Source organism: Crocinitomix algicola (genome assembly GCF_001661595.2).
Taxonomy (GTDB): Bacteria; Bacteroidota; Bacteroidia; order Flavobacteriales_D; family Crocinitomicaceae; genus Crocinitomix; species Crocinitomix algicola.
Genome location: NZ_LYPF02000002.1, coordinates 244,764 through 268,204, shown reverse-complemented (window position 1 = coordinate 268,204; position 23,441 = coordinate 244,764). Strand labels below are relative to the sequence as shown.

Here is a 23,441-nt window from a genome sequence, read left to right as displayed (position 1 = left end):
AAGCATAAAATCACAGCCCCTTCGATTTACGGAGGGGCTTTTTTATTTTAAAATAATAATTGATACGATTCTCCGTAAAGAGACCACAACAAAAAAATCCAAAACTTATACTATGAAAAATTCAGATTTCTATTCCAATTTTTTAACAGAAAATAACTGTAAAACTGACCTAAAAAAACGCAGAGAAAAACTTGGACTCACCTGCAAGAAATGTAAATCAAAAGAACATTATTGGCTAAAAAGTAAAGAAAAATGGCAATGCAAAAAATGTAGATTTCGAACTTCTCTGAAAAGCGGAACTGTGATGGAAAGCAGTAAGCTACCGATTAAAATATGGTACGAAGCAATATTCCTCATGACTTCGAATAAAAAGGGATTATCAGCATGCGAACTACAAAGGAGACTAGGTTTAAAAAGAAATGAACCTGCGTGGTACATGATGCACAAAATTCGTAAAATAATGGCTCTAATAAATGAAGCTGACCATGATCAACAACAGCTACATTTAGAAAATGTCTTTTTCACTAAACTCGATAATAAGAGTGTAGTTGATAATAAGAATAAGGTGAGAAGACAAGGCTTCTTAAAGCAACATGCATTAATTATGACGGGTAATTTCAAAAGCAAATTCAAAAATGAAAAAACATCTACATCAAAAATTAGAATTATTGCAACCGAACGAGAGAGTATTGATGCCATGTGGGAGGTTAAGCAATACGAATACAATAGAATAATAAATTCCTATTCTAATAGACACTTCAAGATTTCAAGACCTAACTCTCACCCTCCATTCATCCTGGAAACGTCGAATGAAATTAGAATTAAACCTTGGCTCCATAAGGTGCTAAATAATCTAAGAAAAGTCAACCGAGGAATCTATCATCAAATTTCAACAAAGTATAACCAATTATATATAGATGAATTTGTCTATAAGTACAATCATCGTTACCTATTGAATAATTTTAATTATCTACTGGATAAAAGTATAATGATTATTTAGTGGTCTCTTTGCGGAGAATCGTATTTTGAGTTGACATACCATCACCCCTCCCCTTCCCATATTTCAAATCAAACATCACTATAATTGCTGTAAAACCCCAAACAGGAATTGTCGCTTTATCCGTATCCAAATAATTATTCAACACGCCATGCGCAAAATAGGTAACCAACCCTAAAATTAGGGAGAGAAGTATTATCTTCATTTCACCATTTGGCATCTTATAATAAAGGGTAATACCAGTGTACATTATTAAGGCAACGAGTATTATCATCAATAGCATTCCAGGCAATCCTTGTTCAGCTAAAGGTCCCAAATATTCTGAGTGAGCATTTCCCATGTTACCAGCGTTTGTTGAGATAATAGTTTTACCAGAAGACAATTGAAAAGGGGCATATTCAAACGCGTATGTTCCTGGCCCCCAACCAAGAATTGGACGTGCTTCCCACATTCTTATTGCACTTCCCCATCTATTTAACCGTTCTAAATTCGATGCATCCGTACTAATGTTAGCAATTGATTCTATTCGCTCATCTATGTTCTCAGTAGCATGTTCTGACCTATTTCGTTCCAAGTTATGCATAATTGAGGTCCACGACATCGCAACATAAATTAAACCAACTAGCCCTATTGTTGCTAAATAATAAAATTTAACTCGAAAATGAATCAGTCCCCACACCACTATCGCTCCCACTAAACTAACCCATGCCGCCCGCGTATAACTCATAAAAATCCCAAATCCAAAAAACACAATAAGGAATAATAAAGTTAAACGTACAAGGGGACCTCGTTTCTTTGAAAACAATAATCCAAATAAAACAGGGTATATCAATGCTAATATTGCTCCATATGAAGTATGATCTTTAAAAAACGGAAACATTACCCAATGACCACTAGGCTCATCAAATCCATTTAACGCATGATTAAACAGCGTATATCCCACAACAATGCTTAGCGCTCCAATGTACAAACTTAAAAATCGAAGAATATTCCTTTCATCCTTAAAAAAGTAAACCCCAAAAAAATAAATAGGAACAATAAACCAGAGTTTAGTTAACAAAAATTTCAATGAAACATCAATATGGGTACTAGTTATCGCGGTTAATAAAATCCAAATTAGCTGGATTATAAATAAGATAGTTATGGGATGTATTAAGAATTTCTTTTCAAATTGATTCTTCTTAAATTGATTAAAAATAATCAACAAAAGCATCCCAAAAAGTAATGGTTCTGTAGGTAGAAATAAGCCAACATTAGCTGAGACAAACTCTTCTATATTAATAGAGAGCGGGGTGAAAAATACGACAAAAAGAAATAATTTATCAAAATGATAAAAAGCGGTATACATTAACATAAGGGCTATCGGCACCGCGTTTAATGCTATTTGCCCATTAAAATTTGCGTAAAGATTGATTGCTAGAAAAATCACTACCAAGGCATAAAACCACCGCATATTTAAAAGAGCCTTCAAAATGACTGTTTATGACTTTAATCGCAATTCTTTAATTTTTTCAATGGCCAATAAGACAAAAATGGCAAAAATCAAAACGGATATTGTTGAAAATATTACGATAATCGATCGTTTAGGTTTTGCTTTCTTATCTGGAACTTCTGCCATACTTTGGCGAATGGTTTGCTGAATGTTTGTTTGAGCGTATTGTCGCGCTTGATCGTTAACATCCATAATATTCGAATACCGTAAACTTGAAAATTCAATCAAATTTGAATAAGTATCATAATCCGAGGCATAGGTTTGCGTAGCGTCTATTTTTCGTTTGATTTCTGTAGCTAACTCCCGCTTGTTTGCACGTAAGGCTTCTAAATAATCAGTATACATATTTCCGCGTTCATCCTTACTAACAACCCCAGTGTCACTTAACGTTCGAAGACGGTCTGAATAGTCTCCCATTTCAGTGCGAATGAGTTTAACTTGGTCTTGAATTGCCCACATTGGACCTATCGCACGCTGACGAATCATTTTATTCATTACCGTATCAACTAAACGTACGATATCATTAGCCATATCTGCAGCTTGTATTGGATCCGTATCATAAACATCTATATTAATTGAATTATATCTTGTCCGATTAAACTTTACATTTCCTTCATAAGCTTTCTGAAATTCAAATTTAGCATGTGCCTCATTAGAATCTATCTCATAATGTTCGTATAAATTATATTTTCGAGTCAAACTATCCCTAATCTCTGGTGAGATTAAGACTTGTAATAAACGTTCTGCGTCTGCCTCATCACCAAATTCAACTACACTATTTCTGCTGTTCGAATTAAAATCAACCGAGTTTGCCTTTGTTGGAAACACAACCGCTCTTGACATATAATAAGGTGTCATAAACATACTTACCCCAATGGACGCGACGAAAGCAATTGCGGTTACAATAATTAAAGCCTTTCTTTTGGACCATAAAAAGGCGATTAAATCGGTTGAATTAAAATTTTGGTCTTGACTCATTTTTTTTATTTAAAAACACAAAAATAACTATTTATTACAGTTAAAAAGAAAAACTACATTTAAGAATAAACAGGTTAACGAAAGACTTTATTTTTTAGTGCAATAAAACAGTCTATTTTTTTTCAAATAGACAAACTAAATTTCAATTCACTCCGATGAATTAGAGTAAATAATCAGCAATTTGGATTGCAATATTCTTTTAAGTTTGAATCGTGAGCACAAGATTAAATACTTATTTTTGGACAAAATTATTTCCATGAAAAACGCGTACTACCTACTTATCCCACTTCTAATGGGATGCGTAAATGAAAATCATAAATTGAATAAAACACATCTTGTACTGGAAAAGCCAGACCTTCCTATTCCTACCGTGGTCTATGAGAATATGGCAGATGAAAAAGCCTATGAGGAACGTCGTGATGCTTATTTTGATTTAATCCATAGCGGAAGTCATAATGCGAACTGGAAAGAAATTAACGCAAAAAACTTCAAAGAATTAGCTGAAAAGCGAGCCCTGCGTAAACAATATCGTATGGTTGAATCATTTTTGGACGGAGAACTTAATGGTGAATGGAAAGAAAGAGGTAGTGTTGATGTACCAGGAAATATTAAAGTGAGTGACTATCACAAGAACACTGAAGATATCTATGTCATTTCTGATGGTGGTATTCTCTGGAAAGGAAATCTCGATGGAGAAACATGGACGCCTCTCAATGATGATATTCAATTCTCTACACGAGTGCTTAAAGTAGTAGATTTACCGGATGGAGGCTTAAGGATTATCGTTGCCGATGGTTGCGAGTTATTCTATTCTGATGATGAAGGGGCCTCTTGGCTTCAAGCAGATGGAATATCGGGTATTAGTGGTGAAGGAATAAATATTGGAACACTAAATAACGATGATTCAGGCATCGTATACTTGTATAATCAAAGAAATCCAATTTCAGGTGCATCCGTAAACAAACTCGCCTACTCATCGGATTTTGGTGCCACTTTTGAATTTGTGTTTGAACTTAACTCAACAAATGACAGGTTTGCTTCTATGGATATACCATTAAATGGTGATAAAGCTTATATTTTAGATGAAAATGAATTTCTGTATTCGTTTGATGGTGTCGACTTTTTAGTTGAAGGTGAAGCTTTAGATTTAGACGGAAGTTCGAGGTGCATGATTCAAGCAAATAATTCAGGAGGTATTTTAACACTTTATGCCTTATTTGACAACGAAAAACTGTATAAATCAACTGATGAAGGAGAATCATTTTCATTTGTCAATAATTTGCCCACCCAGACTTGGGACGTTGGCTTTGAAGTAGCTAACGACGACCCGAATTTCATTTATTATGGAGAAGTAAACTTATATCGATCGACAAACGGTGGACTTACTTTTGATCTTGTATCAGAGTGGTGGGAATATTATGATGATGTAGCAAATAAAATTCATGCCGATATTATGAGTATTGAACCATTTGTGAAAGAAGACGGTACCGAATTTACGTTAATTGCCAATCATGGTGGAATAAGTGTTTCCTATGATCATTTAGCAACAACGCCAAATATTGCGTTACAAGATTTAAATACCGGACAATTTTATGACGTACTCACACACCCTGACAATGGTGCTCTGATATTTGGAGGAACACAAGATCAAGGCTTTCAAAGAACAATAGATGGTTTAAATGAAGAACCGTCCAGTTTTCAACAAGTAATCTCAGGTGATTACGGCGAAATGCAATTCACTAATGACGCTGAGACCATTTGGATTCAATACCCGGGAGGAGATTTTCAAATATACACTGACGCTGAAAGTCACGATTGGTACTCTCATAGTTATAACGTAAACGGTGTTGATATGCCGAATAATAATTGGATAGTTCCAACAGGAGCTGCCCCATTTCCTTCAGACAATTTTATCTACGTAGGAGGAGGTAATTTAAGTGGTGGTAGTGGTTCTAGGCTAATTAAACTCACTTATACAGGCAGCGATGTCACTGCGTCGCAATTCAGTTTTGATTTCAAAGATCATTCTGGAGCGAGTATTTCCGCAATTGAAACTAGTCCTTTAATGCCTGAGTGTATATACGTTGTCACTGAAAATGGTCGTTTCTATTCTTCTTATGATACAGGCGAAAATTTTACGCAAACTGAAGATTATATAGGACCTAGTGGTGGTTGGATTTATACGGCTGATATATATGCATCTCGTAAAACACCTGGTTTAATTTTTGTTGGAGGAAGTGGCTATGCGGGTGCTTCTGTATATATGTCCAAAGATAGCGCGAAAACCTTTATTCCACTAGATGGTGATATGCCTAATACAATGGTACATGAAATGACGATGGATCCTAATGAAAATTATTTATTTGCCGCTACAGATGCTGGCCCGTATGTTTACAGCATGAATTCCGAAGAATGGTATAACATTGCTGGGCTTTCAGCTCCTTTACAACAATATATTTCAGTCGAATTTGTTCCTAGCGAATACATCGTTCGATTTGCGACTTGGGGCAGAGGAATATGGGACTTTAACCTAACAACATCGGCAAGTATACTGGAAGAACATCAATCAAATAAATTGTTTAATGTCTATCCAAATCCGAGTTCAACTGGAGAAATCACAATTGAAGGTGAAAGTGGATTTTCTTATCAACTTTATAATTTGAATGGTAAATTAATTAAGTCATTTAGCACTAAAGACATACTTACACTTTTGCAAGTGGATTTTCTTGAAAATGGAACCTATATTTTAGTTGGAAATTCTCCTGAAAATGAAACCGCTATTCAAAAAATTATTATCGCAAAATAGCATTACGATATGAGCCTGAAAAAGCAAAAAACTGACTTATAACTGTTTAAACATATACCGAATGGTATATTTAAACTTGTTGAAACATGCATTTTATCCTTAAAAAATCTTAATTTATCTAAAATACTGAATTTATGTGATTTATGTCACAACATTTTTAGGACTTATACGTTATATTTGTTAGACAAATTTACAGTTACTTAACATTAAAAACACATATAATGGCAAGAAAGAAATCAAATGCAAAGGTTCAAAAAGTACTAAACGAAATTAAAAATTCTACGCCTAAATTCAAGCTACAACTAGACAGTAGAACTACCATCACTTTAAAAACGGAGGAACAACTTAAAAAATGGATGCAAATGTATCCTAAAGCTGAGTTAGTAGCCTAGTTTTAAGTTCATAGTTTATTTTTTTTGGGGGGACATTAATTTGTCCCCTTTTTTAATTCATAAAAAAATAAAAAGACATTCTCTTAAATTCTGATTTATAGCGTATCTTCGTATCACCTACAACTGACTTGACTACAAACATTACTACTGAATGAATATAAAAGAACACTGGGACAACTCCTACACAAATAAAAGTCCCCAAGAATTAGGATGGTACGAAAATGTTCCAGAACCATCAATGGGTTTAATTCGATCCCTTAAGCTTAGTCCTTACGCAGAAATTTTCTCTGTTGGCACGGGAGCCTCCACTTTAATTGAACACTTGTTAGAAGATGGTTTCCAGAATATAACAGTAAATGACATAAGTTCAGTAGCCTTAGATTTACTGCGAAAAGAGTTAGGTAAAGAAGAATGCAATGTTGAATGGATTACTGATGATATTGTTGCGCCAACAAAACTTAAAGATCTCACCCCTATCGACTTATGGCACGACAGGGCCGTATTACATTTTTTCACGGAAGAGCGAGACCAATTGGCGTATTTTAATTTGTTAAAATCAAAAGTAAAACCTAAAGGTTATGTCATCATTGCAACCTTTGCTAAAGGAGGTGCTGAAAAGTGCTCTGGTTTACCAATTTTACAATATGATCAAGATATGATAGCTCAACGTTTAGGATTTGATTTTGAACTAAAGCAAGCATTAAACTTTACACATATTAACCCAAAAGGCGAAGATCGTCCTTATATTTACACTTTATTTCAAAGAAGGTAGCATGATAGAAATTGGAAAAGTTAATACTTTAAAAGTCGTAAAAGAAGTAGATTTTGGATTATACTTAGATGGAGGTGAGGCTTTTGGAGAAATTTTAATACCAACTCGTTATGTTCCTGAAGATACTGAAGTTGACCATTATTTGGATGTATTTATCTATTTAGATTCTGAAGATCGCTTAATCGCGACAACTGAAGAACCTTATGCTCAAGTGGGCGATTTTGCATTTTTAAAATGTGTGAGTACTACTAGTTTTGGTGCATTTTTAGATTGGGGGTTACCAAAAGATCTTCTCGTTCCTTTTAGCGAGCAAGCTCATGACATGGTAGAAGGTCTTTCTTATTTTGTTCGAGTATACTTAGATGAAGAAACTGAACGTATAGTTGCCAGTGCTAAAACCAACCAATTTTTAGACAATATTCCGCATGATTTTGAGGAAGGAGATCAAGTAGATTTGATTATCGGTACCCCTACAGAACTAGGTATGAAAGTTATTGTAAATGGGCAATTTTCAGGATTGATATATCACAATGAAATTTTTACTCCTGTAAAACCTGGTATGCGAACTATTGGGTTTATCAAAAAAATTCGTGAAGATGAAAAACTTGATATAGCCTTACAAGAAGAAGGTTATGCTAAAGTTGAAGGAGTAGCCGGTGAGATTTTAGATAAAATCAAAAAAAGTGGTGGCTACATAGAATTGAATGATAAGTCTTCGCCCGAATCCATTAAACATGTCTTTGGGATTAGCAAAAAAGTGTTTAAAAAGGCGATTGGGGCTTTGTATAAAGATCGAATCATAACGATAGAACCGGAAGGTATTAGACTCATCAAATAACGTTAGAATCGCTGAGTCTCCATAAATGACTGTAGGATTATTGTAGCACTTATTTCATCAATTAATCCTTTATTTTTTCTTTTTTTCTTAGACACGCCACTATCGATCATAGATTGAAATGCCATTTTTGATGTAAAACGTTCGTCTATTAAATGAACAGGTTTTCCAAAAGTTTCATGAAGTTTGACTTTCAGTTTTGCAATGGCAGAAGAGCTATGTGTTGCCTCACCATTCAATCGCTTGGGCTCACCTAATACAATATCCGTGACATCGTTTTTTTGGAAATATTCCCCTAAAAACTTAAATAAATCCTTTGTATCAACTGTAGTTAGACCTGTTGCTATGATTTTACTGTCATCCGTGACCGCGATTCCTGTTCTTTTTTCTCCATAATCTAATGCTAAAAACTGTGACATATTATATCTTTTTAAGAGATTCCATCGACTCGCTTACCAAGCAGTTCTACGATTAAAACTAAGGCTAAAATTCCAAGTAATAAGGCTATTAACGGATTTAAACCTAAGGCTGAAAACAAGGTTCCGACGATAACAGAGACACTCCCAACTGTTATCGCGTAAGGAATTTGCGTTCGGACATGATCAATGTGATTACTACCACTTGCAAGCGATGATAAAATAGTTGTATCAGAAATTGGAGAACAGTGATCACCTAATACCGACCCTGCCAATACTGCACTCACCGTATTATAAAAAATTGCCATCGAATCTGCAAATTCATATTGATAGGTCTCAGAATTACATATTGCCCAAGCTGCAGGCAGAATTAAAGGGTAAACTAAGGCCATTGTTGACCAAGATGAACCGGTTGAAAAAGCAACGAAAGCCGAAAGTACGAATGTAATTGCCGGTATTATCCATGGTGGCAATCTATCTCCTATAACCCCGGTCAAAAAGTCAGCCGTATGCATCTCATCTGTAACTGAGGCCAAAGCCCAAGCTAAAATTAAAATCAATATTGCAGGAACCATAGTTTTAAACCCTGATACCACGGTCTCAATTGTGGCTTGCAAACTCATTATTTTCTGTCCCACTGTTAATAAAACCGCAAATAACAATGCTGTTAACGAAGACCAAAGTAATGCCAAATATGAGTCTGATGCACCAATTAAACTTCCTATTTTTTTAGTTAAACTATCTGGATTAGTGGGTAATAATTCAAGTTCACTCCAGATTTCTCCCCAACTTCTCAACTTTGATAAACCACTTATCTCGTTTAATTGTTGATTTAAACTTTCAAATCCCGTAAATAGTAACCCTACAACAGTGCCCAATACAACAATTAAGACGGGAATTACTGCATTTCGTGCTTTATATTTAATTCCTTTAACAGGTTCAAGATCTTCCAACTCCGTTAAATCTCCTGTGTTTTCTTCTGGGTTAACAACCTTGCCTCTCCTAGCCCTATGTTCAGCCTTATACATTGGTCCATAATCTTTACCTCTGTAAATTATATAGAAAATAAAAAACAATGTCATAATGGGATAAAATGAATAAGACAGACTACTAAGGAAAATTGAATATACCCCTTCTGTAATCACAAGTTCATCCTTATTAATGACATCTAAACCATCTGAGATATAACCTAACTCTGCCCCAATCCAAGTCGTTACAAAAGCCACTGCCGAAACTGGTGCCGCAGTTGAATCGACTATATAGGCCAATTTTTCTCGAGAAATCTTAAGTTTATCTGTTATTGCCCTCATGGTATTACCGACCACTAAAGTGTTCGCATAATCATCAAAAAATATAAGAATTCCTAAAGCCCAAGTTGTTAACTGCCCATTTCTAGCTGAGTTTGCAAAACGTGAAACACGATTGACGATACCTTGCATCCCCCCATTTTTTGAGATAACAGCAACAATTCCTCCAATCACAATTGAAAATACGATCACACTTAAATGACTAGAATCATTCAGTGCATGAATTATATAGGTGTCAATAATACGATAAAAACCAGTTAAAATCCCTATCCAACCTTCTGCATAGAACCCCATAATTGCGGCACCTATAAATACCCCTGATAACAGCGCAAATATAACCTCCTTAAAAACCAAGGCTAAAAAGATAGCGATGAGTGGAGGTAAAATTGACGTCCAAAGTGGCACAACTCCTGGAAGATTGCTTTGTTCTACTTCAAAGTCTTTAAAGTTTACTTGATTCTCCGTATAAAACTTTAGTTCAACTTCTAAACGACTTGAAGCTTGGTCAGTAATAAATATTGTATCGATACATTTACCTTTTTCATCTAACTGTACCAAATATTCTGGCCAAGTCGCTGAATGTTCCTTAATTATTTCAGCAGGAGTTGAAATTCCTTCAAAAACAAAACTAGGAGCATTCACGGTAATTACCTGAGTAAACCCGTTCAACCTAAAGAGAAGGAGTAAAATAAAAGGTAAGAGTCGCCACATCATACGACAAAAATAAAAAGTTATCAGTACCCCTGAAGAAAATCAAGAAAAATAATAATCTATAGCATCAATGTCCCGCCGCAAAGGCTGGTAAGAATAGATTATTTATGGAATCTTTTAATTCTGGTTTGACATAATGGTTGTTTATTTCCTCAACATCGACCACATCATATTTATTCTCTTTCCACTCGTGTCGAATAGCAACAACACCTATATCTGGATCATGATAACCAATTAACAAATCATCAATCCCATTTTCATTACTTCGCAGTTCCAATAATGCACCCAAATATTGATTAACGATGCGATATTTACCAAAATAATTTTCAATAATAACAACCTGATGAACAGGCGAACCATACAGACCAGGAATCATTTCGACAATAAACCCATCTTTCCAAGTTTTACCCGTTTTATATTGAAATACTCGGAAAAATTCTGCCGAACAAGGAGGCAAAGACAAGACAGTATCGCTCAAAGTACAAATTTGAAGCTTATCCATAATGGCCAAAGCCGACTCGTCAATTGGAGGGTATGTTGAATCTACCAGCCTTGTTTCTGAAATGAAAGTTGGAGCAGATTGCTCTGGTTTTTTGTTACTGCAACTGGCAAACAATATCCCTGAAATGATATAAAGGAAGAATACTATCTTATTCATATTTAATAACATCTTGTGCTTTTAGTTTTGAAATTGTTCCTCCTAATGTAACTTTTTGTTCAAACGCTTCGGGCTCTCCTAAGTATGAAACTGTTCCTCCACTTGTAATATTTACTTTCAACGATTCCGTTGCCTTACAAATTATTTCTCCTCCGGCCGTAACCTTCGCATTAACATCCGGAACATCCACGCTAACAGCAGCAATTGTTCCCCCAGCACTTACCTTATAATTTGCATTTTTTACGTTGCCTCCAACACGAATTGATCCACCTGCACTGACAGATGCATTTAATTCCTCTCCAATAAATTTAGCTTTTAATTTTCCTCCTGCTTCAACATTCAACGTTAAACGATGTGTTTCAATTGCTTCCATAACTTCTATTTGACAACCTGCACGCGCTTCAACCCTTTCTAATTCATTATAATGAACGACCACTTTAATATCCTTTTCGGAATATAAATCACCCTTTATTCTAATTTTCAATGTTTTATTTTTGACTTCACAAACAATTTTACTATCGTCCAAATCCTCTTCACCATTGAAAACCTCCACCATTAGTTTATCACTCTTTACCAATTTCGCCTTAAAGTTACCTTGTATTTCGACAGCGTAAAAATCATCTACTTCCACCGTAAAATCACCTGCTTTTAAGGTATAAACACATAGGGTTAAAACCGTTACAAAAATCCATTTAATCATAGCTATTTATTTTATTGGAAACACCTGCAAAGCGCGTGCCTGAGCTTCTAAAAATTGTTTTTTATCTAAATTTGTTTCTATATTCTTTTCATCAAAATAAGCCACCATTCCTTCGGTCGGCATGTTTCCTGTCAAGTCATCCGCAGCCATTGGACAGCCCCCAAACCCTTTGATAGCTCCATCAAATCTACGACAACCAGCTTGATAAGCAGCATTCACCTTTTCATAGACAGCTTCTGGAGTAGAATGTAAATGAGCGCCAAATTCAACCTTTGGTAATTCCGGAATTAAACCTTGAAATAAAGTGGTTATGTTTTCGTGATTAGAGACACCAATGGTATCGGATAACGCTAAAATTTCGACTCCTAAATCATTTGAAAGGCGTTGACTCCATTTTGCAGCAACTTCTATATCCCAGGCATCACCGTAAGGGTTTCCAAACGCCATTGATATATAGACTACCAACTTTTTACCATGGTTAATGCATAAATTTTGAATTTCTTCAACTCGACTTAATGATTCGTCAATTGTGGCATTGGTATTCCTTTTTTGAAATGTTTCTGAAATAGAAAAAGGATAACCTAAATAGTTAATTTCATCAAATTTAGTGGCATCTTCCGCTCCACGTTTGTTTGCTACAATTGCCAATAATTTAGTTTTGCCATCAACTTTTAGTCCATTTAAAACCTCAGCAGTATCCCTCAATTGAGGAATTGCTTTTGGGGAGACAAAACTTCCAAAATCAATCGTATCAAAACCTACATTTAGTAATTCATTGATGTAATCTATTTTTGTTTGCGTTGGGATAAAATCATGCAAACCTTGCATAGCATCCCTTGGGCATTCAATCAACTTTAACATCTGCTTTACGATTTTAAAATTTCTTTATTAATTTTCTTTACCATTCCCGGTCCTTCATAAATAAAACCAGTGTACACTTGTACTAAATCTGCTCCTGCTTCTAGCTTTTCTAGCGCATCTTTAGGCGTTTGTATACCTCCAACTCCAATAATTGGAAAGGCTTTATTTGATTTTTCTGCAATGTACTTAATGACTGCCGTACTCTTATCTCGAATTGGTTTTCCACTTAGGCCACCATTGCCAATAGAATTTAGTACTTCATCCGAAGTTTTCAAATTTGACCGATCGACAGAAGTATTAGAAGCAATTATTCCATCAATTTCAGACTCCTGAACAATCTCGATAACCTCATCCAACTGGACATTATTTAAGTCAGGTGCTATTTTTAATAAAATTGGACGTTGAATGTCAAAAGATTTATTCTTCTCAATCAAGGTACTCAATAAATCAACTAAAAAATCTTTGTCCTGAAGTTTCGCAGTATCCCCCACATTTGGACAACTTACATTCACTACAAAATAATCGACATAAGGATGTAACTTTTCAAAATTTTCAACAAAATCTGGTTTTGACTCCTCGTTTAATGTACTAGTATTTTTTCCGATATTACCGCCGACGATAATTTTTGATTTATTTGTAGATTTTAATCGTTCAGCAACGGCATCCACTCCTTGGTTATTAAATCCCATTCGATTAATTAATCCTTGATCCTCCTTTAATCGAAATAACCTTTTTTTAGGGTTACCTTCTTGCGGTCTAGGTGTAACCGTACCAATTTCTACAAAACCAAAGCCAAAATCAGATAATTCATCCAAAATTAAAGCATTCTTGTCAAATCCTGCTGCCATTCCAACAGGGTTTTCGAATGTCAAACCGAAGACAGTTCGCTTTAGTCGTGGATCTTTTAATTTATACTTTGCACGCCTTAAAAATCTAACACCAGGAATTTTAGCTGTAAATTTTATTAAACTAAACGTAAAATAATGGATCTTTTCAGGGTCAAAAAGAAACAAAAACGGACGGAGGATTAATTTATACATTTCCCTAAATATTTCCACAAAGTTAATACAGCCATTTAGATTAACGGCAAGTTAAGTATAATTTATGTGAGAAATCTCAACTAGAAAACAGCTCTAGATCCAGAGGCCCATTTTATTTTTCTTGATCGTTTCACAGTTATATTTCGAACAAAGGAAACATTCAAAAATATATATCCATCGTTATGAGAGGAATCCCCCCTTAATTCACCTTCATGAGTCCAGGTTGGGAATTCACCATTAGATGGATCCGCAAAATACGCGGCGGTTCCCCCATAGTTTTCTCTTATAGCATCATTATCATAATAGGTTCCACTCACATCATCTAAATAATCGGTAAAAGTTTGTGTATAGCTTAACTCTACAGACATTCTCCAAAGTTGATCTAAACCAAATTTGAATCCAACACCAACTGGTAATCCTAAACTAAATAATCCATAAGTTTTATCTTTTGAAGCACCAGGTAATCCTTGCCCTTCAGTTTTCAATGGTCGTAGGTTTGTCCATCCGCCGCCACCAGGACCTTGCGGAACATATAAAAAACCTGAAATACCTCCGAAAACATAAGCCACCGTATTTTTATTTCTCACACCTTTAATTCCTGGTATTTTATACCTTTTTCCAAACCTTTCAAAATTAAAGAAAATGATTTCTAAAGTCTGAGAAAATTCTAAAATATGAGAACGAAAACTAAGATTTCGATTTCTTCGGAAAGGTTCGCTTGTCAATGCATCATCCCCTTTTAAGATTGCGTATTGCAGAAATGATTTCGTAGCAAAATAAGGTCTAAATCGATAACGGAAACCAACATGGCCCGATGGTCTTGTTACATTCCATTCCATATCTAATGGAGAAAAATGGGTACCAACTTTATCCAATCCTCCAAGATCCCCTAAAAAGTTCGAAGCTCCAATGCCAAAAATAAGCTCCTTCTTTTGTGTTTTCCAATAATCAGATGTTGTGAAATGTGAAGACTGACTATGCCCTCCAACATGGAACAATAAGATGAACGGGAGCCCAAGAAGAAATTGCCTCGTGAATAACATTTATAACAATAAAATTTGATCAATTGATTTCCAAAGTTACATAAACCAATGATTATTTGCTCAATTATTTGAAAAAATAAAGATTAGTTTACAACAGACTGCTTAAAAATTTAACAATCTTAATTCATTAAAACATAACGCAATGGATTTAAACGAACTTCGGTGCCATTTTTAATTTTACCACGAATATTTTCAAAATAAATTGTCTCTCCTTGACCAACTTTATCAAGCGCCGACTTCATTTCGGAATTTAGTGTATTTCCTTCTTGCGCATATACTTTACCACCCAAACCATCAATAAGGTGTAGTTCGAAATGAATAATGCTAATGTCACCTTCAGTTGTTATTCCTTTGTTATCGAATAACTCATTTCTTGTGATTGCTCCCCCTATCTTATCGCTAATTCGTGGAAACATATCCATTGCCTTATTTTTTTTCTTTTCTTCGATATTAGGCTGTTCAGTTTTCTCAATTTTATCTGATTCATCAATCTCTTCAAAATCCTCTTCAACTTCTTCTAGCGTTGGTTTTGTATTTTGTGAATTTTTCTTTTCTGATTTTAGAGTAGTTGTTTCTTCTATTGGCTGAATATTTTTAGGTTCGATTTCTATTGTCTTTGATTCCTTTTCCTCCGTTATAGTTGATTCTTTAACGGGCTTTTCGTTAACCTCTTGGTGCAAAGCGATTAAATTAGGAGGTACATCTGTCATTTGCACCTCTTGCTTGACCATTGGTTCTGAATTTGAGCTTTGCAAGGCCATGCCCCCAATTATTATTCCAATGGAGGCTAGACCGGTTGTACCATAAAACCAAGTTTGTTTATAAAACGGTTTGGACATTAGCTGGTGGTTTCTCACAATTGCATCAAAATTTTTTCCTTGGTGAATTTCTTCTGCAGTCAGTTGAGGACGATCCACGTTTATTTTCCTGTCTTTCATTCTAGATCTGATTGAATAGTTTTTTCATTTTGTTGATTACTCTATGCGATTTCACTTTGGCGTTATTCTCTGTAATTTCGAGAATTTCCCCTATTTCTTTGAACGATCTCTTTTCAAAAAATCGAAGTTCAACCATTTGAACCTCTTCTTCTTTCAATTTGGAGATCAATTTAATTAACATTTTATGTGTTTCATCTGTTGTATCTTCTTCCATTTCATCAATGACATCTGACAATCTTGCGGTGTCTACATTTACCGTTCTTCTTGCTTTTTTATCACGAAACGACTGATACAATTCACTTTTTGCTATACGGTACAACCATGAAGCAAAAGGCACTCCTCGATATTCGTATTTATGAATGTTATTTAAGGCTTTTAAAAACACTTGACTCGCGATATCATATGCTTGCTCCTTGTCATCAACTCGTTGATAGATATACCTTAAAATCTGCTCATAGTATTTGTTATACAGCGGCTCAAAACCTCGAGGATCTTCTTGAGCGTACTTTATCCACTTAAGCTCCTTTAGCAGCTTATCCTCCGTGTGGTGATAAATAGGGTTCGTCGACATAGTTTTTTGTTTGGTTTTAATTTCTTTGCAACTGTATAACGATCAATACAGTTTTCGTTACAGTTTTCCTTGCAAGATTACTGCCACAATATTATCAACGCCATTTCATCCAGATTATTGTCTTGATAAACAACCGAATAATCAATGGAATAAAGCATTTAAAAGATGAAACATTAACTAATATCATATCCTCGTTCCATCCACTTAAAGATATGTAAATTAGTCATATGAAAAAAGTGTCTTTATTATTCTACCTATTCTGTTGCACCTGCTCATTACTAATAATGGGAAATAAAATTGTAATTGAACAAACTAAAAACCAGGTTTACGCCAAAATCGAAAATGTTCCAATCAGAGAAACAGCTTTAGTCCTAGGTAGTCGAAAAAATGGTAAATATGGCATTAACCCTTACTTTAAGTATCGAATGGAGGCAGCAATTTCACTGTATAACGCCGGTAAAATAAAATCCATAATTGTAAGTGGGGATAACCATCATTTTTCTTACAATGAAACGGAAGATATGGCAAAGTATCTCGTAAATAAAGGAATTCCATCGACCGCAATTATCAAAGATTTTGCTGGTTTCAGAACTTTGGACAGTGTCATTCGAGCGAAAAAGGTGTTTCACAAGAAGGATATAATCATTGTTTCTCAAATGTTTCACAACCAAAAAGCACTATTTATAGCAAACTCATTTCAAATAGATGCCATTGCATTCAATGCCAAAGATGTACGTTCAATGCACAATTTCACTCATTACCGCTCGTATTTTTCTAAATGTTTGGCCGTTATCGACATTTACATCTTAAAAACTCAACCTAAATTTTTATAATATCGGTTGCTATTCGAAACATCTTTTTTAAATTCGTAGTACAAAATTATTATGGCAAATAAATTATACTTCCTTATTCCGGCATTATCGCTTCTCTTTTTGAGTTGTGATAAAACAACCGAGGCTTGTATGGAATTGAGTGAAACAACAACATCAGTTGATAAGGACATTGAATTTACTTCATGTTCTGAAAATGCCTTAAGCTTAGAATGGTACATAGAAGGACCAGAAGAAGCGGTGGAAAATGAATTAGGATGGTCAGATCCAAAGTTCACTCATGCATTCTCTATGCCAGGTAGTTATACAATTACCCTTCATGCTTATTCGGATTTTTCGTTTGCAGGTGACAAATCTACTGTAACGCAATCAGTTACAGTAAATTAATTTACTGCTCGTATAAACCTATATCTGGAACACCTCGCCCAACACCTTCAATATCAGCACCATTCGTATTCAAAGGGTCTCCTGCATTTACCAAAGGTGAAGCTGGTTGTAAGTGAAAATCGCGTGTGAAATAATCGACGAACATCGGGTCTATATTCCATCTAACAGACGCTGTATAATTATCGTAGGTATATATTTCTTCACGTTTTATGGCAGAACTATTTATTGTTACATCAAAAGTTAGTCCATCAAATGGAAGCGTATCCAAAACAAATTCAGTTGCTCCATTTCCTTCAATAATACAGTTATCTATTCTAGAATCAACCACATTTACCAACTGAATATCACCATCAACCTGTTTCCAATTTCTTATAGCTAGCGCCGGACCATTACGAGAGCCAGACCAATAATTTACAAAATTACAGTGTCTCATATTGAAATAGGTACTTTGCTCAAGAAAAGCTGAAGAAGTTCCTGCATCTCCAAACAAACAATTTTCAACTTGGTAAAGCGCGCCTCCATCCGATAGATGCAAATTAAAGAAATTTGAATTATCAATTATCGTGTTTGTAAGTCTTATATTTCCTGATGGTACTTCATAGATTCCTAGTCCTATTGCTCCATTTTTTATAATCGCATAGTTAATAGAGCTTTCCCGCGCTCCAATTAGCTGAATTCCGAACCACTGACCGGTTACATCATCATAAAAAGACTCCAAACGATCTCCTTGAAAAGTTACTTCATTACCAAGCTCACCTTGAATATCAATAGAACCTTTATAAATGATTAACCTAGAATCCTTATGACAATAAATGTCCGTTCCTTGAGGAATGGTTAAGTGTTGAGCTGAGTCTACGGCTACCAAACCATATAAAACATGAGGCTTATCATTATTCCACAATTCAATCTCATCAGATACAAGTACTAAGTTTTCACCTGGTTCAGGCGCGTGAAAATAAGCATCTTGCCCCCAAACGGCAAGCTTCAAATATTGATTTAAACCATTTGTTAAAAATCGTATTGAATCAGAGATAACCATTGGATAGGTACCGCCATTTACATCCAGTGTAACCTCCACAAAACCAAAAAGTGAATCATTTCCTGCTAATTCCAAGTTCGAATGTTTAACCCCAGATACACCGTCTATATTAATTCTGAAAGGACTGTCCTCCCCTCCCATTAATTGCACCTCTTCAATTTTAATATTCCCGAAATTTTTATTGTAAATTTTAAACCTTTTGGTTGTTGAACCAACGGTTGTAAAAACGGTATCGAATAGTAAAGTATCCGCTGAAAAATCGAGATGATCTTTCGTAAAATTTTTATCTTTTTTACATGCGAATAACGCCGTAAACAACAAGATTAAGCTAAAAATAAAAGTAAATCGCATATATATAACTATCTTACAAATGTAATTACGTAATTTTACTTTTTTTATTTTATGCCCGAAAATAATCATGAATTAAAAAAAAATACTAAATTTGCACCCTCTTACATCGAATCAGGGGATTGATTTTTAAGTAAAACCACTGAATTTGCTGAAGAAACGGAAAAGAATTTAAGAAGATTAAAATAAAATAAGATGAAAAAGGGAATACATCCAGAGGATTACAGATTGGTTATTTTCAAGGATATGTCAAACGGTTATAGATTTTTATCTAGTTCTTGCGCGACTTCAAATGAAACAGAGGCATGGGAAGACGGAACTGAATACCCACTAATTAAATTGGATATTTCTTCAGAATCTCATCCGTTCTTTACTGGTAAAATGCAATTTGTGGATACAGCAGGACGTATTGATAAGTTCAAAAACCGTTATGGTAAGAACATGAAAAAATAAGATTTTTTTTATAATTTAGTGACCCGTCTTGGCGATGCCTCGACGGGTTTTTTTATTCTATTTTATGCAGATAATTTTTGACGATAACAATTTACATCACGCTTTAGCCCCCTTGACTTTAACAAAACCCGTTTCGCAACTTCGATTTGGTATTCAAACGGTTGAAGAATCATGGCTGGCCTTATTTGAAAAACAGTTTAATGAGATCACCAAGACTTATAATACAGAGGCCTATCTTAACGTAAAATACCCACAAGGAAGTGCAACGAATGACACCATAACGATTAGTGGTAATATTAAACCGACCAAGTCATTATTTCAACAAGTTATTACACTTAAAGAAGGCGAAGCACTTTATTCTAATGGTGAAAGAATAGCGCTAAAAGGTAAGCAGGAGCTAAAGAAAATTGTTCTATCTAAAACTATAACCTTTCCTCATTTTAACAAAGTTTGGGAACTCTTCCAACATAATGATACAGCCTTAAAAGTTGATTTCGAAATAATAACTGAACACAGGCAATCTAACAAACTCAATGACACTAATAAAGTTAGTGCACCAAATGAAATATTCGTTGAAGAAGGTGCTCAAGTTAATCATGCAATTTTAAATGCTTCAACTGGCCCTATTTATATTGGCAAAGACGCGGAAATTATGGAAGGATCAATTATTCGTGGGCCATTTGCCATAGGCGAACATGCAACTGTAAAAATGGGAGCAAAAATATACGGAGCTACAACTGTTGGTCCACATTGTAAAGTTGGTGGAGAAATTTCTAATTCCATTTTCCAAGCTTATTCCAACAAAGGACATGATGGTTTTATGGGAAATTCGGTAATTGGTGAGTGGTGCAACTTTGGTGCTGACACGAACACAAGTAATCTTAAAAATAATTATTCGAATGTAAAAATATACGACTTCGGTAAAAAGCAAATGGTTTTATCCCCTATTTTGTTTTGTGGCACTATCATGGGCGACCATTCTAAAACTGGGATAAATACCATGTTAAATACGGCTACTGTAGTTGGCGTTTCTGCCAATATATTTGGTGGAGGTTTCCCCCCAAAATATATTCCTTCATTTGCATGGGGAGGTGTTGAAAATACGGATAAATTTATTATTGAGAAAGCTTTTGAAGTTGCGAAAAACATGATGGCTCGACGAAAAATTGAACTTTCAGACGCGGATCAATCTATTTTAACACATCTCTATAATTTGGCATAATGATTGAACCTTATCAAGGGAAATGATAAAAACCTACATAACCTCTAATATTTGCCGAAAACTGGCAGAGAAAAATAGGGATATTGTAGCCAAAATGACAATTTGACAAAAAAACTGAATTTATGTCTGAATCTAATAAAGGTGATTTTTTTGCCTTATCAAATATACTTGACCAAGAACCTGAGTTTATTCCCTTAATCTCAGAAGAAGAAGAGGATATTTTAAATAACGAAAGCGTGCCTGAAGCGCTACCAATTCTGCCGCTAAGAAATAATGTTTTATTTCCGGGTGTTGTCATACCTATAACAATAGGAAGGGATAAATCGATAAGCTTAATCGAAGAAGCGTATCGTGGTAACAAAATTATTGGGGTGATTGCCCAAAAGAAAACGAATGTTGAAGACCCATTTGCTGAAGACCTAAATAGGGTTGGAACAGTTGCTAGGATCTTAAAACGTCTTAAGATGCCTGACGGAAGTACAACTGTTATTATTCAGGGAAAGAGAAGATTTGAAGTTGTTGAATTTATAGAAGAACAACCTTATTTTAGAGCGACTGTTCAAGCTTTACAAGAAATGAAGCTTGATATGACCGATGATAAAAACAAGGCGCTGGTTGATTCTATGAAGGAAATGGCAATGCGGATAATTAAAGAATCTCCAAACATTCCGTCTGAGGCAACTTTTGCGATTAAAAATATCGAAAGCCCAACATTTTTGGTGAATTTCATAGCATCAAATCTTAATAGTGAAGTTGAGAAAAAACAAAAACTACTTGAGATTGACTCAATTCCAGCGAGAATTGAGAAGGTAATCAAACAACTTTCTGTTGAGATTCAAATGCTCAATATGAAAAACGAGATCCAAACCAAGGTGAAAATGGATATGGATCGTCAGCAAAGAGAGTACTTTCTAAATCAGCAAATAAGAACCATTCAGGATGAACTCGGTGAAAACCCTGTTGATACCGAATTAAAAAATTTCGAAAAAAGGGCGACGAACAAAAAATGGCCTAAACAGGTCCAAAAATCTTTTGAGAAAGAATTGAATAAATTGAGCCGAATGAATCCTCAAAGTGCCGAGTTTTCAGTTCAAATGAATTATATTGATTTGATTCTTGAATTACCTTGGAACGAAGTTTCAAAAGACAATTTCAACTTAAAAAGAGCGAAAAAAATTCTTGATAGGGATCACTTTGGATTGGAAAAGGTAAAAAATAGAATATTGGAACATTTAGCCGTGCTAAAGTTAAAAAAAGACATGAAATCTCCGATTCTATGTTTATATGGACCTCCCGGGGTAGGTAAAACATCTCTAGGTAAATCTATTGCAGAGGCGCTTGGAAGAAAATATGTTCGTATGTCTCTTGGTGGTGTGCACGATGAAGCGGAAATTAGAGGACACAGAAGAACATATATTGGAGCTATGCCTGGTCGTGTGCTCCAAAATTTGAAAAAGGCTAAGACTTCTAACCCTGTTTTTGTATTAGACGAAATCGATAAAGTAGGAAGAGGCCATCAGGGAGACCCTTCCTCTGCTCTACTTGAAGTATTAGATCCAGAACAAAACGCCAACTTTAATGATAATTTTGTCGAATTGGATTATGACCTATCCAATGTTTTGTTTATTGCCACTGCAAATAATATTTCTTCTATACAAGGACCTTTGCGAGATCGAATGGAAATGATTGAAGTGAATGGGTACACCGTTGAAGAAAAGAAAGAAATTGCAAAGCGTCATTTGATCCCTAAACAATTAGAAGCACATGGAATATCAAAAAAAGAAATTTCATTTTCGGCAAAGTTAGTGGAAAGCCTTATTGAACAGTATACCAGTGAATCAGGAGTAAGAGGATTAGAAAAAAAGATTGCATCAATCGTTCGAAATAGAGCGAAACAAATTGCAATGGAGGAAAAGTATAATGTTAAAGTTTCTAGCGATGACCTATTAAAAATTCTTGGCCCATCACATGGAAAGGATAAATACTTTGGTAATGACTTTGCAGGCGTCGTAACCGGTCTTGCTTGGACACAAGTTGGTGGAGACATTTTGTACATTGAAACAAGTCTTTCGAAAGGAAAAGGTAAATTAACTTTGACTGGAAACTTGGGCGATGTAATGAAAGAATCTGCTGTATTGGCTCATCAATATTTAAAAGCCAACTCAGAGGAGTTTAACATTGATTCTTCAGTATTTGATAAATGGGATGTACATGTCCACGTACCAGAAGGAGCAACTCCAAAAGATGGACCTTCCGCTGGTATCACCATGCTAACCTCTATCGCTTCTGCCTTTACGCAACGAAAGGTAAAAAAATACATCGCAATGACTGGTGAAATCACATTGCGGGGAGCTGTGTTACCGGTTGGTGGAATTAAAGAAAAAATACTAGCAGCTAGAAGAGCCAATATTAAAGAAATTATTTTGTCTGAGAAAAATGAAAAAGACGTTCTAGATATCAATCAAGATTATTTAAAAGGACTTACCTTTCACTACGTTAAAACGATGGACGAAGTCATTAAAATAGCTTTATTGAAAGAAAAAGTAGCTAAGGCAAAAGCCATCGATTAATTCGATGGCTTTGCCATTTTTTACTTCTCGTTATCAACAATATAAGTTCTCTAATAAAAAATAGAATTGTATTAG

Annotated in this window: 22 protein-coding genes; 10 read left to right on the top strand and 12 right to left on the bottom strand. The window is 35.0% G+C overall.

The window, feature by feature from the left end:
• The first annotated feature begins 112 nt into the window (after positions 1–112).
• Complete coding sequence (locus tag A8143_RS02845) at positions 113–1,000, top strand: IS1595 family transposase (protein ID WP_066755980.1); 888 nt, start codon at positions 113–115, stop codon at positions 998–1,000.
• Here A8143_RS02845 and A8143_RS02840 read toward each other — a convergent pair.
• Both A8143_RS02840 and A8143_RS02835 read right to left on the bottom strand, forming a co-directional pair.
• Positions 993–2,450, bottom strand: coding sequence for an O-antigen ligase family protein (locus A8143_RS02840; protein ID WP_066755977.1), 1,458 nt, complete (start codon positions 2,448–2,450; stop codon positions 993–995). The genes A8143_RS02845 and A8143_RS02840 overlap by 8 nt on opposite strands.
• A 27-nt stretch (positions 2,451–2,477) precedes the next feature.
• Complete coding sequence (locus A8143_RS02835) at positions 2,478–3,467, bottom strand: Wzz/FepE/Etk N-terminal domain-containing protein (RefSeq protein WP_066755974.1); 990 nt, start codon at positions 3,465–3,467, stop codon at positions 2,478–2,480.
• A gap of 256 nt (positions 3,468–3,723) precedes the next feature.
• On the opposite strand from A8143_RS02835, the gene A8143_RS02830 reads away from it, so the two are divergent.
• From A8143_RS02830 to A8143_RS02820, 4 genes are all read left to right on the top strand, one after another.
• Positions 3,724–6,273 carry a T9SS type A sorting domain-containing protein gene (locus A8143_RS02830; protein ID WP_066755971.1) on the top strand — a complete coding sequence of 850 codons (2,550 nt, stop codon included), beginning with the start codon at positions 3,724–3,726 and terminating at the stop codon, positions 6,271–6,273.
• Positions 6,274–6,494: 221 nt separating this feature from the next.
• A complete protein-coding gene (locus A8143_RS16975) occupies positions 6,495–6,665 on the top strand; it encodes a hypothetical protein (protein WP_175437465.1) in 171 nt (56 codons plus the stop codon).
• A gap of 151 nt (positions 6,666–6,816) precedes the next feature.
• Positions 6,817–7,437, top strand: a complete 621-nt coding sequence (locus A8143_RS02825; protein ID WP_066755969.1) for a class I SAM-dependent methyltransferase — start codon at positions 6,817–6,819, stop codon at positions 7,435–7,437.
• A gap of 1 nt (position 7,438) precedes the next feature.
• On the top strand, positions 7,439–8,275 hold the full coding sequence (locus A8143_RS02820) for a CvfB family protein (RefSeq protein WP_066755960.1): 837 nt from the start codon (positions 7,439–7,441) through the stop codon (positions 8,273–8,275).
• 2 nt (positions 8,276–8,277) lie between these two features.
• Here the strand turns inward: A8143_RS02820 and ruvX are convergent, their stop codons facing one another.
• The 9 genes from ruvX to A8143_RS02775 all read right to left on the bottom strand — a co-directional run bounded on the left by ruvX (position 8,278) and on the right by A8143_RS02775 (position 16,517).
• Positions 8,278–8,691 carry a Holliday junction resolvase RuvX gene (gene ruvX, locus A8143_RS02815; RefSeq protein ID WP_066755959.1) on the bottom strand — a complete coding sequence of 138 codons (414 nt, stop codon included), beginning with the start codon at positions 8,689–8,691 and terminating at the stop codon, positions 8,278–8,280.
• A gap of 11 nt (positions 8,692–8,702) precedes the next feature.
• Positions 8,703–10,709: a Na+/H+ antiporter NhaC family protein gene (locus A8143_RS02810; protein ID WP_083261182.1), complete on the bottom strand. Its 2,007-nt coding sequence runs from the start codon at positions 10,707–10,709 to the stop codon at positions 8,703–8,705.
• A gap of 64 nt (positions 10,710–10,773) precedes the next feature.
• Positions 10,774–11,364: a hypothetical protein gene (locus A8143_RS02805; protein WP_139134250.1), complete on the bottom strand. Its 591-nt coding sequence runs from the start codon at positions 11,362–11,364 to the stop codon at positions 10,774–10,776.
• Positions 11,357–12,064, bottom strand: a complete 708-nt coding sequence (locus tag A8143_RS02800; protein WP_066755952.1) for a head GIN domain-containing protein — start codon at positions 12,062–12,064, stop codon at positions 11,357–11,359. Before A8143_RS02800 ends, A8143_RS02805 begins: the two co-directional genes overlap by 8 nt.
• 6 nt (positions 12,065–12,070) lie before the next feature.
• Positions 12,071–12,925: a hydroxymethylglutaryl-CoA lyase gene (locus tag A8143_RS02795; RefSeq protein ID WP_066755949.1), complete on the bottom strand. Its 855-nt coding sequence runs from the start codon at positions 12,923–12,925 to the stop codon at positions 12,071–12,073.
• Between the two features lie 5 nt (positions 12,926–12,930).
• On the bottom strand, positions 12,931–13,965 hold the full coding sequence (locus A8143_RS02790; RefSeq protein WP_066755946.1) for a quinone-dependent dihydroorotate dehydrogenase: 1,035 nt from the start codon (positions 13,963–13,965) through the stop codon (positions 12,931–12,933).
• Between the two features lie 80 nt (positions 13,966–14,045).
• Positions 14,046–15,008, bottom strand: a complete 963-nt coding sequence (locus A8143_RS02785; RefSeq protein ID WP_066755944.1) for a DUF6089 family protein — start codon at positions 15,006–15,008, stop codon at positions 14,046–14,048.
• Positions 15,009–15,127: 119 nt separating this feature from the next.
• Positions 15,128–15,946: a hypothetical protein gene (locus tag A8143_RS02780; protein WP_066755941.1), complete on the bottom strand. Its 819-nt coding sequence runs from the start codon at positions 15,944–15,946 to the stop codon at positions 15,128–15,130.
• A 1-nt stretch (position 15,947) separates the two neighbouring features.
• The gene (locus A8143_RS02775; RefSeq protein WP_066755938.1) at positions 15,948–16,517 is read right to left on the bottom strand and encodes an RNA polymerase sigma factor; all 570 of its coding nucleotides are present in this window, start codon (positions 16,515–16,517) and stop codon (positions 15,948–15,950) included.
• Positions 16,518–16,801: 284 nt separating this feature from the next.
• Between A8143_RS02775 and A8143_RS02770 the strand changes: the two genes are divergently transcribed.
• Both A8143_RS02770 and A8143_RS02765 read left to right on the top strand, forming a co-directional pair.
• Entirely contained in the window at positions 16,802–17,350 is a 549-nt protein-coding gene (locus A8143_RS02770; RefSeq protein WP_175437464.1) for a SanA/YdcF family protein, read from the top strand.
• A 51-nt stretch (positions 17,351–17,401) separates the two neighbouring features.
• On the top strand, positions 17,402–17,734 hold the full coding sequence (locus tag A8143_RS02765; RefSeq protein ID WP_066755932.1) for a PKD domain-containing protein: 333 nt from the start codon (positions 17,402–17,404) through the stop codon (positions 17,732–17,734).
• A 1-nt stretch (position 17,735) separates the two neighbouring features.
• Here A8143_RS02765 and A8143_RS02760 read toward each other — a convergent pair whose 3' ends face one another.
• Positions 17,736–19,124 carry a right-handed parallel beta-helix repeat-containing protein gene (locus A8143_RS02760; protein ID WP_066755929.1) on the bottom strand — a complete coding sequence of 463 codons (1,389 nt, stop codon included), beginning with the start codon at positions 19,122–19,124 and terminating at the stop codon, positions 17,736–17,738.
• 192 nt (positions 19,125–19,316) lie between these two features.
• Between A8143_RS02760 and A8143_RS02755 the strand changes: the two genes are divergently transcribed.
• The 3 genes from A8143_RS02755 to lon all read left to right on the top strand — a co-directional run bounded on the left by A8143_RS02755 (position 19,317) and on the right by lon (position 23,366).
• Positions 19,317–19,574 (top strand): type B 50S ribosomal protein L31, encoded by a 258-nt coding sequence (locus A8143_RS02755; RefSeq protein ID WP_066755925.1) that lies wholly within the window; start codon positions 19,317–19,319, stop codon positions 19,572–19,574.
• A gap of 64 nt (positions 19,575–19,638) precedes the next feature.
• Positions 19,639–20,796, top strand: coding sequence for a GlmU family protein (locus A8143_RS02750; RefSeq protein ID WP_066756159.1), 1,158 nt, complete (start codon positions 19,639–19,641; stop codon positions 20,794–20,796).
• A gap of 122 nt (positions 20,797–20,918) precedes the next feature.
• Positions 20,919–23,366 carry an endopeptidase La gene (gene lon, locus A8143_RS02745; RefSeq protein ID WP_066755922.1) on the top strand — a complete coding sequence of 816 codons (2,448 nt, stop codon included), beginning with the start codon at positions 20,919–20,921 and terminating at the stop codon, positions 23,364–23,366.
• The last annotated feature ends 75 nt before the right edge of the window (positions 23,367–23,441 follow it).

Bases quoted from the DNA above. Each gene is read 5' to 3' on its own strand.
- A8143_RS02845 (WP_066755980.1), top strand. From the start codon at position 113: ATGAAAAATTCAGATTTCTATTCCAATTTTTTAACAGAAAATAACTGT.
- A8143_RS02840 (WP_066755977.1), bottom strand. From the start codon at position 2,450: ATGCGGTGGTTTTATGCCTTGGTAGTGATTTTTCTAGCAATCAATCTT.
- A8143_RS02835 (WP_066755974.1), bottom strand. From the start codon at position 3,467: ATGAGTCAAGACCAAAATTTTAATTCAACCGATTTAATCGCCTTTTTA.
- A8143_RS02830 (WP_066755971.1), top strand. From the start codon at position 3,724: ATGAAAAACGCGTACTACCTACTTATCCCACTTCTAATGGGATGCGTA.
- A8143_RS16975 (WP_175437465.1), top strand. From the start codon at position 6,495: ATGGCAAGAAAGAAATCAAATGCAAAGGTTCAAAAAGTACTAAACGAA.
- A8143_RS02825 (WP_066755969.1), top strand. From the start codon at position 6,817: ATGAATATAAAAGAACACTGGGACAACTCCTACACAAATAAAAGTCCC.
- A8143_RS02820 (WP_066755960.1), top strand. From the start codon at position 7,439: ATGATAGAAATTGGAAAAGTTAATACTTTAAAAGTCGTAAAAGAAGTA.
- ruvX (WP_066755959.1), bottom strand. From the start codon at position 8,691: ATGTCACAGTTTTTAGCATTAGATTATGGAGAAAAAAGAACAGGAATC.
- A8143_RS02810 (WP_083261182.1), bottom strand. From the start codon at position 10,709: ATGATGTGGCGACTCTTACCTTTTATTTTACTCCTTCTCTTTAGGTTG.
- A8143_RS02805 (WP_139134250.1), bottom strand. From the start codon at position 11,364: ATGAATAAGATAGTATTCTTCCTTTATATCATTTCAGGGATATTGTTT.
- A8143_RS02800 (WP_066755952.1), bottom strand. From the start codon at position 12,064: ATGATTAAATGGATTTTTGTAACGGTTTTAACCCTATGTGTTTATACC.
- A8143_RS02795 (WP_066755949.1), bottom strand. From the start codon at position 12,925: ATGTTAAAGTTGATTGAATGCCCAAGGGATGCTATGCAAGGTTTGCAT.
- A8143_RS02790 (WP_066755946.1), bottom strand. From the start codon at position 13,965: ATGTATAAATTAATCCTCCGTCCGTTTTTGTTTCTTTTTGACCCTGAA.
- A8143_RS02785 (WP_066755944.1), bottom strand. From the start codon at position 15,008: ATGTTATTCACGAGGCAATTTCTTCTTGGGCTCCCGTTCATCTTATTG.
- A8143_RS02780 (WP_066755941.1), bottom strand. From the start codon at position 15,946: ATGAAAGACAGGAAAATAAACGTGGATCGTCCTCAACTGACTGCAGAA.
- A8143_RS02775 (WP_066755938.1), bottom strand. From the start codon at position 16,517: ATGTCGACGAACCCTATTTATCACCACACGGAGGATAAGCTGCTAAAG.
- A8143_RS02770 (WP_175437464.1), top strand. From the start codon at position 16,802: ATGGGAAATAAAATTGTAATTGAACAAACTAAAAACCAGGTTTACGCC.
- A8143_RS02765 (WP_066755932.1), top strand. From the start codon at position 17,402: ATGGCAAATAAATTATACTTCCTTATTCCGGCATTATCGCTTCTCTTT.
- A8143_RS02760 (WP_066755929.1), bottom strand. From the start codon at position 19,124: ATGCGATTTACTTTTATTTTTAGCTTAATCTTGTTGTTTACGGCGTTA.
- A8143_RS02755 (WP_066755925.1), top strand. From the start codon at position 19,317: ATGAAAAAGGGAATACATCCAGAGGATTACAGATTGGTTATTTTCAAG.
- A8143_RS02750 (WP_066756159.1), top strand. From the start codon at position 19,639: ATGCAGATAATTTTTGACGATAACAATTTACATCACGCTTTAGCCCCC.
- lon (WP_066755922.1), top strand. From the start codon at position 20,919: ATGTCTGAATCTAATAAAGGTGATTTTTTTGCCTTATCAAATATACTT.